Here is a 13,061-nt window from a genome sequence, read left to right on the forward strand (position 1 = left end):
CAGCCCGACGCCGAGCCCCGTGCCCGGCGTCGGGCCTCGCTCTCGCCCGTGTCGTGGACAAGGCCGCTCCACCCCAGGTAATCCGGCACAATTCGGAGAGGGCAAGGTCACAGCCGGTTGGCCTGCTGCTCATCGGAGTGCTGACCTAGCATCTGAGCATGACGGTCCTGCCTGCTGACGGGCTCTCTCTGGCCGCCGAGTTCCCCGATCCTTCCCACGACCAGTGGCAGAGCCTCGTCGAAGGCGTACTGCGCAAGTCGGGCAAGGACGTCGAGGGCACGGCCGCCGAGGAAGCGCTGTCCACCGCACTCGGGGACGGGCTCACAGCCCGCCCTCTGTACACCTCCACCGACGCGTCGGCGGACCCCGGTCTGCCCGGCTTCGCGCCCTTCACCCGGGGCAGCAGGGCCACGGGGAACACGACGAACGGCTGGGACGTGCGCCAGCGTCACACGCTGGCCGATCCCGTACGCCTGAACGAGGCCCTGCTCGGCGATCTGGAGAACGGCGTCACGTCGCTCTGGCTCTCCGTGGGCGAACCCGGCGGGGTACCGGTCTCCGGCCTCGCCCGCGCCCTGGAGGGCGTCCTGCTCGACCTGGCGCCCGTGGCGCTCGACGCGGGCTCCGATCCCGGGCCCGCCGTACGGGAGTTGCTCCGGCTGTACGAGGCACGGGGCATCGCCAAGGAGGCTGCGCGCGGCACCCTCGGGGTGGATCCGCTCGGGCAGGCCGCGCGTACGGGCGCGGAGCCCGACCAGGCCGACGCCGTCCACTGGGCGCGGCTGTGCTCCCGCGAGTACCCGGGTCTGCGTGCCCTGGCCGTGGACGCGCTGCCGTACCACGAGGCGGGCGGTTCCGCCGCAGAGGAGCTGGGGCTCTCACTGGCCACGGGCGTCGCCTATCTCAGGGCGCTGACCGGGGCGGGGCTCTCCGTCGAGGAGGCCTGCGCCCAGCTGGAGTTCCGCTACGCGGCCACGGCCGACCAGTTCCTGACGATCGCGAAGTTCCGGGCGGCGCGCCGGCTGTGGGCCCGTGTCGCCGAGGCCTGCGGAGCCCCGGACGCCGGGGCGCAGCGGCAGCACGCCGTGACCTCGCCGGTGATGATGACGCGCCGCGACCCCTGGGTGAACATGCTGCGCACCACACTGGCCTGTCTCGGCGCGGGTGTCGGCGGAGCCGAGTCCGTCACCGTACTTCCGTTCGATCACGCTCTGGGCCTGCCGGACGCGTTCGCCCGGCGGATCGCCCGCAACACCTCGACGATCCTGATGGAGGAGTCCCACCTGGCCAGGGTGACGGACCCTGCGGGTGGTTCCTGGTACGTGGAGCGGCTCACGGAGGAACTCGCCGCAGCCGCCTGGGCGTTCTTCCAGGAGATCGAGCGGGCGGGCGGCCAGGCCGCCGCCCTCCGCTCCGGCATGGTGCGGGAGCGGCTCGCCGCCACCTGGGCCGCCCGGAGCAAGGACCTCGCACGGCGCAAGGAGCCCGTGACCGGGGTCAGTGAGTTCCCGGATCTCGCCGAGCGGTCCGTGGAGCGCGAGTCCGCGCCCGCCGCCGCCTCGGAGGGCGGACTGCCCAGGGTCAGGCGCGACGAGGCGTTCGAGGCACTGCGGGCCAGGTCGGACCGGCACCTGGCCTCCACGGGAAGCCGGCCCAAGGTCTTCCTCGCCGCGCTGGGACCGGCGGCGGTGCACACCGCACGGGCCTCCTTCGCGGCGAACCTCTTCCTGTCGGGCGGCATCGAGCCCATCCAGGCCCCCGCCTCGGTGGACGCGTCGACCGCTGCCGCCGCGTTCACGGCCAGCGGGGCCTCGGTCGCCTGTCTGTGCTCGACGGACACGTTCTACGCCGAGCAGGCCGACTCCGTCGCCGCGGCCCTTCGGGGAGCAGGCGCGGAACGGATCCTCCTCGCGGGGCGGCCGGGCGAGTACCCCGGTGCCGACGTCCATGTGTTCGCCGGCTGCGACGTGGTCGCCGTCCTCTCCTCCGAACTCGACCGCATGGGAGTGGCGTGATGCAGACCCCCGGGACCGACGGGTCCCCCCTGAACCCCGTGCCGGACTTCTCCGAGGTCTCCCTGACCGCGGGTCAGCCCGCCGAGGCCTCCGAGGACCGCTGGCAGGCCGCGGTCAAGGAATCATCCGGGCGCTCCGAGGACGAGCTGCTCTGGGAGACGCCGGAGGGCATCGACGTCAAGCCGCTGTACACCGGGCGGGATCTGGAGGGGCTCGACTTCCTGGACACCCGCCCCGGTATCGCCCCGTACCTGCGCGGACCGTACCCGACGATGTACGTCAACCAGCCCTGGACGATCCGTCAGTACGCCGGATTCTCCACCGCGGAGGAGTCCAACGCCTTCTACCGGCGCAACCTCGCCGCCGGCCAGAAGGGCCTGTCCGTCGCGTTCGACCTGCCCACCCACCGCGGCTACGACAGCGACCACCCCCGCGTCACCGGCGACGTCGGCATGGCCGGCGTCGCCATCGACTCCATCTACGACATGCGCCAGCTCTTCGACGGCATCCCCCTGGACAAGATGTCGGTGTCCATGACCATGAACGGCGCGGTCCTCCCGGTTCTCGCCCTCTACATCGTGGCCGCCGAGGAACAGGGCGTGCCGCCCGAGAAGCTGGCCGGCACCATCCAGAACGACATCCTCAAGGAGTTCATGGTCCGCAACACCTACATCTACCCGCCCGCCCCCTCGATGCGGATCATCTCCGACATCTTCGCGTTCACCTCGCAGAAGATGCCCCGCTACAACTCGATCTCCATCTCCGGCTACCACATCCAGGAAGCCGGAGCCACGGCCGACCTGGAGCTCGCCTACACCCTGGCCGACGGAGTCGAATACCTGCGGGCCGGGCAGGAAGCCGGCCTGGACGTCGACGCGTTCGCCCCCCGCCTCTCGTTCTTCTGGGCGATCGGCATGAACTTCTTCATGGAGATCGCCAAACTCCGCGCGGCCCGCCTGCTCTGGGCGAAACTCGTCAAGGAGTTCGACCCCAAGAACCCCAAGTCGCTCTCCCTGCGCACCCATTCACAGACCTCCGGCTGGTCACTGACAGCGCAGGACGTGTTCAACAACGTCACCCGCACCTGCGTCGAGGCGATGGCAGCCACCCAGGGCCACACCCAGTCCCTGCACACCAACGCCCTGGACGAGGCCCTCGCCCTGCCCACCGACTTCTCCGCACGCATCGCCCGCAACACCCAACTCCTGCTCCAGCAGGAGTCCGGCACCACACGGGTGATCGACCCCTGGGGCGGCAGCGCCTACGTCGAGAAACTGACCCACGACCTCGCCCACCGCGCCTGGCAGCACATCCAGGAGGTCGAGGCCGCCGGCGGCATGTCCAAGGCCATCGACGCCGGCATCCCCAAACTCCGCATCGAGGAAGCCGCCGCCCGCACCCAGGCCCGCATCGACTCCGGCCGACAGCCCGTCATCGGCGTCAACAAATACCGCGTCGAGACAGACGAGAAGATCGACGTACTCAAGGTCGACAACTCCTCCGTCCGCACCCAGCAGATCGAAAAGCTGCGCCGACTGCGCGCAGAACGCGACGAAACCACCTGCCAGGACGCACTGCGGGCGCTCACCGACGCGGCGGGCAGGGCCCCGGGGCCGGACCTGGAGGGCAACCTGCTGGCGCTGGCCGTCGACGCCGCCCGCGCGATGGCCACGGTCGGGGAGATCTCGGACGCACTGGAGAAGGTCTACGGCAGGCACGCCGGCCAGATCCGTACGATCTCCGGCGTATACCGCAAAGAGGCAGGAGAGTCCCCGTCCGTGGACCGCACCCGCGCACGCGTCGACGCCTTCGAGGAGGCCGAGGGACGCCGTCCGCGCATCCTCGTCGCGAAGATGGGCCAGGACGGACACGACCGCGGCCAGAAGGTGATCGCCACCGCCTTCGCCGACCTGGGCTTCGACGTCGACGTCGGCCCCCTCTTCCAGACCCCCGCCGAGGTCGCCCGCCAGGCCGTCGAAGCCGACGTGCACATCGTGGGCGTGTCGTCCCTCGCCGCCGGTCACCTCACCCTCGTGCCCGCGCTGCGCGAGGAACTCGCCGCCGAGGGCCGGGAGGACATCATGATCGTGGTCGGCGGGGTGATCCCGCCCCAGGACATCGAGGCGCTGCACGACGCGGGCGCAGCGGCCGTGTTCCCGCCCGGCACGGTGATCCCCGAGGCCGCCCACGACCTGGTCGCGCGGCTCGCCACCGCGCTCGGCCACGAACTGTGAGCCGATGACGGTGGCCGTGAACATCGACATCGACGCCTATGCCAAGGGTGTGCTCGAAGGGAAGCGGGCGTTCGTCGCGCGCGCGATCACGCTCGTGGAGTCGGCCCGTCCCGACCACCGGGTGCTGGCGCAGCGGTTGCTGAGCGAGCTGCTGCCGCACGCGGGGCGGGCCAGGCGCATCGGGATCAGCGGGGTGCCGGGCGTGGGGAAGTCCACGTTCATCGACGCGCTCGGCACCCTGCTCACGGGCCTGGGGCACAGGGTCGCGGTGCTGGCCGTGGACCCCTCGTCCAGCCGTACGGGCGGTTCGATCCTGGGTGACAAGACCCGCATGGAACGGCTGGCGGTGGACGCGCGGGCCTTCGTACGCCCCTCCCCCACGGCGGGGACGCTGGGCGGGGTGGCCAAGGCGACCCGGGAGTCCATCGTGGTGATGGAGGCGGCCGGTTACGACGTGGTGCTGGTGGAGACGGTGGGCGTCGGCCAGTCGGAGACGGCGGTCGCCGACATGGTCGACACCTTCCTGCTGCTCACGCTGGCCCGGACCGGCGACCAGCTGCAGGGCATCAAGAAGGGCGTCCTGGAGCTGGCCGACGTGATCGCCGTCAACAAGGCCGACGGCCCGCACGAACGTGACGCCCGATCGGCGGCCCGCGAACTGGCGGGGGCGCTGCGGCTGATGCACCCGGTGGACGCCGCCTGGACTCCCCCGGTGCTGACGTGCAGTGCAAGGGAGTCGACGGGTCTGGACACGCTGTGGGAGCGGCTGGAGCAGCACCGCACGCTCCTGGACTCCACGGGCCGGCTCGCGGCCAAGCGTCGTGACCAGCAGGTGGGCTGGACCTGGGCCATGGTCCGCGACGAGTTGCTGGAGAGCCTGCGCAGCCACCCTGAGGTGCGCACGCTCACTCCCGGTCTTGAACAGCGGGTCCGTGAGGGCGAGTTGACGGCCACACTTGCCGCCGAGCAGATCCTGCGGGCGTTCCGCGGGGAGGGCTGAGAGCCGGTCGCAGAGCAGTCGGCGCCCTTTCTCACGGCGGCCGGGCGGCAGAGCGCATGGACGGATCAGCCGCAGCCCGGGCCGAGGGCGCGTCCAGGCTGGTCCATGCCGAAGCGTTCGCCGAGCCTGCCTGCGGTGAGACCGAGGACGACGACGTCGCCGCCTTCCTCCGTTTCCCTTCTCACGTCCGCAAGCCCACCCTGCGTGCCGCCTCGGCCCGCTGCGAGGACGGCGAGCCGGTCGGCATGGCGTGCGGCTGGCCGCTCGCTTCCGGCACGGGCCGGCGGGACGAAATGACCGAGCCGGTGCCCGAGGACCCGCGACGGGAGGACGGGCACCGCACCTTACGGCTTGTGCGCGATCGAGGTCGGGCGTCCGTAGCGGAGGATGGCCCTGTGCATGCTCTTTTCGATCAACCCGGAGTCCGCCGGGTCTCGCGAGGCGAGTACCCCCTGTGGGACGAGGCTCTCGTGGTCGTCAACCAGGACTTGGCCGTGACTCTTGCTGAGCAGGGACCTCTGCAACTGCTGGCCCAGCCTTCGTACGAGGCGGGCGAGCCGGAGTGCGTCTACGTGGCCCTGGCCAACGGCGAGTGGCACGGCAGTCATCTGTACCCGAAGACGGCAGAGGACTCTGCTCATGCCCTGGCGATCGTCGCCGACGCCGCGCAGGAAACCGTCGCTGAGCGTCTGTGGCAGGCATGGCCCCTGTGTGCCGAACACGACCTGGGCATGCATACGCGCGACGTGGAGGGGCTGCTCTCCTGGTGGTGCGCCGGGAGGCGGTCGGAGGGCGGGCCGGGTCACATCTGTGCGGCCGTGGGCGCGCTCGACGCCTTCTGACTGCCGTGACGTGAAGAGGGCCGACTTCACGACCGCAGGGGTCACGGCCGTCTGCGGGCAGCCGGGTCCGCCCCGAACCATCAGTTGGTGTTCACCAACCGGATCATCGTCGCCCTGGCCGTCCTGCGGTTACAGCCTCCTCATGCAGCTCTGGCTGTGCTCTGCGGCGTGGACCGCTCCACGATCACCCGCGCCGCCCATGGGATCCGTCCGCTGTTGGCTGAGGGACTGGCCGAGCAGGTCCCCGACCAGGTCCAGGCAGCGCCTCTGAACTCGAAGAAGGACGCTCCGCCGGAAACCCTCGCGGCGTGGGGTGCCGCCCGTCACCAGCAGTCATCAGTACGAATCCGCGTCGAGCACTCCAACCCCGAGCACAAGCAGTGGCGGACACTCCTGCGGTACCTCGGACGCCGCGAGCACGTCGACGAAGGCGGCTCGGGTGTGGCCGGCCTGGTCTCCGACCGCACCCCCACGAGGTGATCGCGCGCTACGTCGCGGGGGTTGACGCCGGAGGAGCGCGTGTGAGTTCAGGACCTGCATGAAGGGTGTGATTGCTTCCCGCGCCCATGTGGACCGTTTTCCAGGGCGCGGTTCAGGTGGCCGGGGCTGCGGCGATGACGGTGTCGAGCATGGTTCGCGAAGCGTGCAGCTCGTTGATGGCGTGAGTGATCCGTTCGCGCTCTCGCCGCAGCTCGGTGACGGTGTCGGAGCACACGGGGGTCAGGGTCGGGCCGCTGATGCAGACACACGGCAGGATCCTGGCGATGATGGTCGTGGACAGGCCGGCGGCCAGCAGACTGCGGATGCGCCGCACCGTGTCGATGTCGACCTCGTCGTAGACGCGATAGCCGCTGGGAAGCCGGTCCGGGTGGATCAGGCCCTGTTCCTCGTAGTAGCGCAGCAGGCGTTCGCTGACGCCGGTTCGCCGGACCATCTCTCCCATGCGCATGTGACCTGCACCTCACGACGTTGACTCTCACATAGATGTGAGACTTTAGCGTCGGTCGCATGACGACGAACAAGGCGGCCTCGATGACCGCCGTCCCTCGCGCGCCCGTGCGCCGGCGCGCGGTACTGGCTCTGCTCACCGCCTGTGTGTTCCTGGTGGGTACCGCGGAGTGGGTGATGGTCGGCCTGCTGCCGGAGCTGTCGACGGATCTGCACCGTCCGCCGGCGACCGTCGGGGTGCTGGTGACGGTGTACGCCCTGGTGGTCGCCGTCGCCGGGCCGTTGGTCACCCTGGTAATGCTTGCCATCGCCCGCCACCGCACGCTGCTGATCCTGCTCTGCGTGTTCGTCGCGGGCAACGTCGCCGCGGCGCTGGCCACGGGGTTCGGTGTCCTGGCCGCGGCAAGGATGCTGACCGCTCTGACGCACAGCACGGTCTTCGCCACGGCATTGGTGATCGCGGTGACCACGGCTCCGCCAGGGCACCGCGGGCGTGCCGTCGCCGTGATCACGGCGGGCTGGAACCTCGCCACGGTCCTTGGCGGGCCGTTGGGTACCTGGATCGGCGACCACCACGGCTGGCGGGCGACCTTTGCCGGCATCGCCGTCCTGGGCGCCACCGTCCTCACCGCCACCGGTGTGCTGGTCCGTCCCGCAGCACCGGAGACGGCCGGCCGCCCCGGCGGCGAGGTCCGGGAGTTGCTCAAGCCCGAAGTGGCAGCGGTGCTGGCGATCATCGTGGTCGCGCAGGCCGGCCTGTTCACCACCTACACCTACATCGCCCCGCTGCTGCGCCAGGTCAGCGGATTCACCGCCTCCGGGGTGACGGCGTTGCTCGCGCTCTTCGGCCTGGGTTCCGTAGCCGGCAACATGCTCGGCGGCCGCCTGGCCGACCGCGCCCCGTGGGCGGCGTTGTGTGCGCTGCTCGCCGTCCTCGCCACTGTGCTGGCGGCCTTCACGCTCACCAGCCGGAGCCGCTGGGCGGCCGCCGCCACCGTACTCGTCCTCGGTGTCATCGCCGCCGCCTTGATCCCGTTGCTGCAGGACCGCGCACTGGCGTCCTCCCCGAAAGCACCCACCCTGGTCACGGCGGTCAGCGCCTCCGCGTTCAACCTCGGGGTCGCAGCCGGCTCCACCCTCGGCGGCCAAGCCGTCACCGTCGGCTCCTCGCTCGGCGACCTGCCGTGGATCGGCGCGCTGGTGACGCTCGCCGCCTTCGGCCTCGCCGTCACCGCTGCCCGGCAGCGGCGCGCTCAGCCACGTACCCCGATGACCTGCCCCATCCCTTAGTCCTCCGAGAACCGGAAGAGAGACATCCTCATGCCCTCAACTGCTCTCCCCTCTCCCTCCCTTGGCCGTATCGTGCGCGGCACCGGCCCGGGCCTGCTGCTCGCCCACGGCGCCGGCGGCGGCATCGACGCCAACTTCGGCCCGATCCTGGCGAGTCTCGCCGCCCGCCACACCGTCGTGGGGCCCGACTATCCCGGCACCGGCCGCACCCCCCGCGCCGAAACCCCGCTCGCCTTGAACGCCCTGGCCGACGCCCTGGTCGCCGCCGCCGTCGAGGAGAACGTGGACACGTTCGCCATCGCCGGATACTCGCTCGGCAGTCCGGTCGCCATCCGCGCCGCCACCCGCCACCCCGACCGCGTCACCGGCCTCGTCCTGACAGCCGGCTTCGCCCACCCCGATCCGCGGTTCCTGCTGGCCGCCCGGCTCTGGCGCGACTTGCTCCGCTCAGGCGACCTCGAGCGTCTGGCCGCGTTCGTGTCCCTGATCGGGCTGTCCGCCCCCGCCTTGGAGGCCATCGGTCAGGACGACCTCGACACCGCCCTGAAGGCCACCGCGACCACGATCCCGCCCGGCACACTCGGGCAGCTGGACCTGCTCATCGATCAGGTTGACGTCCGCGAGGACCTGTCTGCCATCACGGTGCCGACCCTGGTCATCTCCACCACGTTCGACCAGCTGGTCACGCCCTACCACCACCGGCAACTCGCCGACACGATCCCGGGTGCCGAGTACGCCGAACTCCGCACGGGGCATCTGCCTTTCGTCGAGCGCCCCGAGGAATGGTCCGCGCTTCTCCTCGACTTCCTCGGCACCGTCCCCGCCTGACAGCGGGCCCCGCGGCCACCCGGGCGTGCGGTGGGCAAGGATCCCACCGGATGCTGCTCCAGGCCGGAAGACCGCCGGGGCGAGGCGCGGCCATGGGGCAGCCGCCGCCTTGCATGACCTGATGGTGCTCGACCTGCATGGAGGCGGCCGGTGGAGGGAACCCCGGGACGATCGCGGCAGAGCATCAGCCGGGGATGTCCGCCCGTTCGGCGGGAAGGTCGAGGTGGGCTGCGAGGCGGCGGGCTTCGGCCGTGACTTCGGCATCGACCACGTACACAGTCCTGTCGCCGTGCTCGAGGATGGCGTCCTCGTCGTCGAGTTCGGCCAGCCGTTCCGTCAGGGGCAGCTCATGGCCGTAGCGGTGATGAATCCGGAAGGTGAGCTCCCAGGGCTTCAGCTCGCCGGCGAGCATGCGCCGTGCGAGTGCTCGCGCGGCGGCTTCTCGGCCGGCCTCGCAGGCGACCGGATGGAACGTCAGGCCGAGTTCGTCGAGCGCGGGGCGAAGCAAGTCGTGGACGTCGTGGTCCGCCTCGGCGCGGGTGCAGGCGGCTAGGACGCGAAGGGCGGGGGTGTCGAGTCCCGCGACGAGCGCGTCACAGGCCGCGTCGACGACTTCGCTCACACTGACTTCCCCCGCTCTCCGGAGAGCGGCGCGGTCCTGGAGGCCGCCCCCTTCCCTTCCTCCTCCACGCGTGGTACGGTCCGTGCAGCATTCGTGAACGCCCCCATCGGGCGCCGATGCTTCTCCCCCGCTGTTGCGCCCGTCCTCAGACGACCGGCGATCCAGCTCCTCGCACCACCTCTTCCGTCCGGTCCGGGCTTTCCGTGCCCGTCGCACGAGGCGTGATTCCGCCGCCTCGCCCTCTCCGGACCTCTCATTCGCCATGTCCGCGAAAGGACCCACCATGACCAGCACACTCGAACGCCCCGTGACGCAACAGAACGCACCCGTCCGCACCGCCGGTGTCCTCGACACCACGAACAACGGACACGGCGTCCTGCGCACCGCGGGAGGCCACCCCTCCGCCCACGACGTCCAGGTGCCGCCCGCGTTGATCCGCCGGCACGGCCTGCGCAAGGGCGATGTCGTCGAGGGGCTCTGCGAGCGCCCTCGCGCACTGTCCCTCGTCGAATCGGTGAACGGCCGCCCGGCGCACGAGCTCCGGAGCCGTCCGCACTTCCGCGACCTCACTCCGCTGCACCCCCGGGAGCGCCTGCGCCTGGAGACGCCGGACGGCGGGCCCGCGCCACGTGTCATCGACCTGGTGGCGCCCGTCGGCAAGGGCCAGCGCGGACTGATCGTCGCACCGCCCAAGACCGGCAAGACCGTGCTGCTGCAGCAGATCGCCGCTGCGGTCGCCGTCAATCACCCGGAGTGCCACCTGATGGTGGTCCTCCTGGACGAACGTCCCGAAGAAGTCACCGACATGCGCCGCTCCGTACGGGGCGAGGTGTACTCCTCCACGTTCGACCGGCCCGCAAAGGAGCACATCGCGCTCGCCGAACTCGCCCTGGAACGGGCCAAGCGCCTGGTCGAACAGGGTCAGGACGTCGTGGTCCTCCTGGATTCCCTCACCCGGCTGTGCCGCGCCCACAACAACAGCGCCGGGGCCGGCGGGCGCACCTTGAGCGGAGGCGTGGACGCCGCGGCGCTGTCGGGCCCCAAGAAACTGTTCGGAGCGGCCAGGCTGGCCGAGGAGGGCGGCTCGCTCACCATTCTGGCGACCGTGCTGGTCGACACCGGCTCACGCGCTGACGACTACTTCTTCGAGGAGCTCAAGGGCACCGGCAACATGGAACTCCGCCTCGACAGGTCGCTGGCCGACCGGCGGGTCTTCCCCGCCGTCGACATCACCCCCTCCGGCACCCGCCGCGAGGAACTGCTCCAGCCCGCGCCGGAACTCGCCGCCGTACGGGGCCTGAGGCGCGCCCTGCGGTCGAGGGACGGTCAGGGCGCGCTCGAAGCGCTGCTGGACAGGATCCGCAGGACTCCCGACAACGCCGCCTTCATCCGGCAGGTCCTTCGGACCGTGCCTGAGGCGTGACCGCCGCCGCACCAGGGAGCCACCACGGGGAGGGCGGTCAGGGAGCTCCCTGACCGCCCTCCTCCGCCCGTTCAGCCCGCCGTGGCGCCCAGTGCGTCGGAGACCAGGGACCGGGCCTCGTCCTGGACCCTGGCCAGGTGTTCGGCCCCCTGGAAGCTCTCCGCGTACACCTTGTAGACGTCCTCCGTGCCGGAGGGCCGGGCCGCGAACCAGGCGCTGTCGGTGCAGACCTTGAGCCCTCCGATCGCGGCGCCGTTGCCCGGTGCCTCCGTGAGCACGGCCGTGATCGGCTCTCCGGCCAGGGTGTCCGCGGTGACCTGCTCCGGGGAGAGCCTGGCCAGGACCGCCTTCTGCTCCCGCGTCGCGGGGGCGTCGATCCGGGCGTAGGCCGGGTCGCCGAACCGGGCGGTCAGCTCGCCGTAGTGCTGGGAGGGGGTGGAGCCCGTGACCGCGGTGATCTCCGACGCCAGCAGGGCGAGCAGGATGCCGTCCTTGTCGGTGGTCCACACCCGGCCGTCACGGCGCAGGAAGGACGCTCCGGCGGACTCCTCGCCACCGAAGCCGAGGGTGCCGCCGAACAGTCCGTCGACGAACCACTTGAAGCCCACCGGCACCTCCACCAGCCGGCGCCCGAGGTCCTCGGCGACCCGGTCGATCATGGAGGAGGACACCAGGGTCTTCCCGATGCCCGTACCGGCCGGCCAGCCCTCCCGGTGGGAGTAGAGGTAGCGGATCGCCACCGCCAGGTAGTGGTTGGGGTTCATCAGTCCGCCGTCGGGCGTGACGATGCCGTGCCGGTCGGCGTCGGCGTCGTTGCCGGTGGCGATGGTGTACGTGTCGCGCTGCTCGATCAGGGAGGCCATGGCGTACGGGGAGGAGCAGTCCATCCGGATCTTCCCGTCCCAGTCCAGCGTCATGAACCGCCAGGTGGGGTCGGCGAGAGGATTGACCACCGTGAGGTCGAGGCGGTGGCGCTCGGCGATCCGGCCCCAGTACCCGACCGAGGCGCCGCCCAGGGGATCCGCACCGATGCGGATCCCGGCGTCGCGTACGGCGTCCAGGTCGAGGACGGCCGGGAGGTCGTCGACGTAGCCGGTGAGGAAGTCGTGCCGGCCGGTGGTGCCGGCGGCGAGCGCCCGGGCCCAGGGGATCCTCCGGACCTCCTTGAGCCCGCCCTCGATCAGGGCGTTGGCCCGGTCCTGGATCCAGGAGGTGGCGTCCGAGCCTGCCGGGCCGCCGTGCGGCGGGTTGTACTTGAACCCGCCGTCCGCGGGCGGGTTGTGCGACGGGGTGACGACGATGCCGTCGGCGAGGCCGGCCGTGCGGCCCCTGTTGTAGGTGAGGATCGCGTGCGAGACGGCCGGGGTGGGTGTGTATCCGTCGTCGCTGTCGATCAGGACGGTGGCGCCGTTGGCCGCCAGGACCTCGACGGCCGTGATCCGGGCGGGTTCGGACAGTGCGTGGGTGTCGGCGCCCAGGAACAGCGGCCCGTCGGTGCCCTGCCGGGTGCGGTAGTCACAGATGGCCTGGGTGGTGGCGGCGATGTGGTCGTCGTTGAAGGCCGCCGCGAGTGCCGATCCGCGATGGCCCGAGGTTCCGAACGCCACACGCTGGCCGGGCTCGGCCGGGTCGGGGTGGACGGTGTAGTAGGCCGTCACCAGCCGTGCCACGTCCACCAGGTCTCCGGGCTGCGCCGGCTGACCGGCCCGTTCGTGAACCATCGTTTCTCCTCTGTCCCTCATCGGCCTTTCGCGGACCGCCACCGGGCGGACGATCATCACGACTCGTACCCGATACTGCCTCCTCGGCAGCACTCCCGGGTACGGGGCCTCACCGGCATCGCGCCCGGAGCACGGCGG

The 13,061-nt window shown here is 71.1% G+C and carries 11 protein-coding genes; 8 read left to right on the plus strand and 3 right to left on the minus strand.

Annotation, left to right across the window (positions count from 1 at the left end; genetic code table 11):
* The first annotated feature begins 158 nt into the window (after positions 1-158).
* The 5 genes from mutA (at position 159) to OG488_RS02380 (ending at position 6,571) form a co-directional block, all read left to right on the plus strand.
* Positions 159-2,015, plus strand: a complete 1,857-nt coding sequence (gene mutA / locus OG488_RS02360; RefSeq protein ID WP_329225420.1) for a methylmalonyl-CoA mutase small subunit — start codon at positions 159-161, stop codon at positions 2,013-2,015.
* Positions 2,015-4,249, plus strand: a complete 2,235-nt coding sequence (gene scpA, locus OG488_RS02365; protein ID WP_329225422.1) for a methylmalonyl-CoA mutase — start codon at positions 2,015-2,017, stop codon at positions 4,247-4,249. The genes mutA and scpA overlap by 1 nt, the downstream gene beginning before the upstream one ends.
* Positions 4,250-4,259: 10 nt before the next feature.
* Entirely contained in the window at positions 4,260-5,249 is a 990-nt protein-coding gene (gene meaB / locus OG488_RS02370; RefSeq protein WP_329238364.1) for a methylmalonyl Co-A mutase-associated GTPase MeaB, read from the plus strand.
* 494 nt (positions 5,250-5,743) lie between these two features.
* A complete protein-coding gene (locus OG488_RS02375; RefSeq protein WP_329225424.1) occupies positions 5,744-6,091 on the plus strand; it encodes a hypothetical protein in 348 nt (115 codons plus the stop codon).
* Positions 6,092-6,178: 87 nt separating this feature from the next.
* Positions 6,179-6,571, plus strand: coding sequence for a hypothetical protein (locus tag OG488_RS02380; RefSeq protein ID WP_329225426.1), 393 nt, complete (start codon positions 6,179-6,181; stop codon positions 6,569-6,571).
* A gap of 112 nt (positions 6,572-6,683) precedes the next feature.
* Here OG488_RS02380 and OG488_RS02385 read toward each other — a convergent pair whose 3' ends face one another.
* Positions 6,684-7,040: a MerR family transcriptional regulator gene (locus OG488_RS02385; RefSeq protein ID WP_329225429.1), complete on the minus strand. Its 357-nt coding sequence runs from the start codon at positions 7,038-7,040 to the stop codon at positions 6,684-6,686.
* Between the two features lie 59 nt (positions 7,041-7,099).
* On the opposite strand from OG488_RS02385, the gene OG488_RS02390 reads away from it, so the two are divergent.
* Both OG488_RS02390 and OG488_RS02395 read left to right on the plus strand, forming a co-directional pair.
* Positions 7,100-8,329: an MFS transporter gene (locus OG488_RS02390; RefSeq protein ID WP_329225431.1), complete on the plus strand. Its 1,230-nt coding sequence runs from the start codon at positions 7,100-7,102 to the stop codon at positions 8,327-8,329.
* Between the two features lie 30 nt (positions 8,330-8,359).
* A complete protein-coding gene (locus tag OG488_RS02395) occupies positions 8,360-9,157 on the plus strand; it encodes an alpha/beta fold hydrolase (RefSeq protein ID WP_329225433.1) in 798 nt (265 codons plus the stop codon).
* Positions 9,158-9,341: 184 nt separating this feature from the next.
* Here OG488_RS02395 and OG488_RS02400 read toward each other — a convergent pair whose 3' ends face one another.
* Positions 9,342-9,779 carry a hypothetical protein gene (locus OG488_RS02400; protein WP_329225434.1) on the minus strand — a complete coding sequence of 146 codons (438 nt, stop codon included), beginning with the start codon at positions 9,777-9,779 and terminating at the stop codon, positions 9,342-9,344.
* 283 nt (positions 9,780-10,062) lie between these two features.
* On the opposite strand from OG488_RS02400, the gene rho reads away from it, so the two are divergent.
* Entirely contained in the window at positions 10,063-11,202 is a 1,140-nt protein-coding gene (gene rho, locus OG488_RS02405; RefSeq protein WP_329225436.1) for a transcription termination factor Rho, read from the plus strand.
* A 71-nt stretch (positions 11,203-11,273) separates the two neighbouring features.
* On the opposite strand, the gene pgm is transcribed toward rho, so the two are convergent.
* The gene (pgm, locus tag OG488_RS02410) at positions 11,274-12,923 is read right to left on the minus strand and encodes a phosphoglucomutase (alpha-D-glucose-1,6-bisphosphate-dependent) (RefSeq protein WP_329225438.1); all 1,650 of its coding nucleotides are present in this window, start codon (positions 12,921-12,923) and stop codon (positions 11,274-11,276) included.
* Positions 12,924-13,061: the final 138 nt, after the last annotated feature.

It is taken from the genome of Streptomyces sp. NBC_01460, assembly GCF_036227405.1.
Taxonomy (GTDB): Bacteria; Actinomycetota; Actinomycetes; order Streptomycetales; family Streptomycetaceae; genus Streptomyces.

Excerpts from the sequence above, each read along its gene's own strand:
- rho (WP_329225436.1), top strand. The coding sequence starts at position 10,063 with ATGACCAGCACACTCGAACGCCCCGTGACGCAACAGAACGCACCCGTC.
- OG488_RS02390 (WP_329225431.1), top strand. The coding sequence starts at position 7,100 with ATGACGACGAACAAGGCGGCCTCGATGACCGCCGTCCCTCGCGCGCCC.
- mutA (WP_329225420.1), top strand. The coding sequence starts at position 159 with ATGACGGTCCTGCCTGCTGACGGGCTCTCTCTGGCCGCCGAGTTCCCC.
- OG488_RS02395 (WP_329225433.1), top strand. The coding sequence starts at position 8,360 with ATGCCCTCAACTGCTCTCCCCTCTCCCTCCCTTGGCCGTATCGTGCGC.
- OG488_RS02385 (WP_329225429.1), bottom strand. The coding sequence starts at position 7,040 with ATGCGCATGGGAGAGATGGTCCGGCGAACCGGCGTCAGCGAACGCCTG.
- scpA (WP_329225422.1), top strand. The coding sequence starts at position 2,015 with ATGCAGACCCCCGGGACCGACGGGTCCCCCCTGAACCCCGTGCCGGAC.
- pgm (WP_329225438.1), bottom strand. The coding sequence starts at position 12,923 with ATGGTTCACGAACGGGCCGGTCAGCCGGCGCAGCCCGGAGACCTGGTG.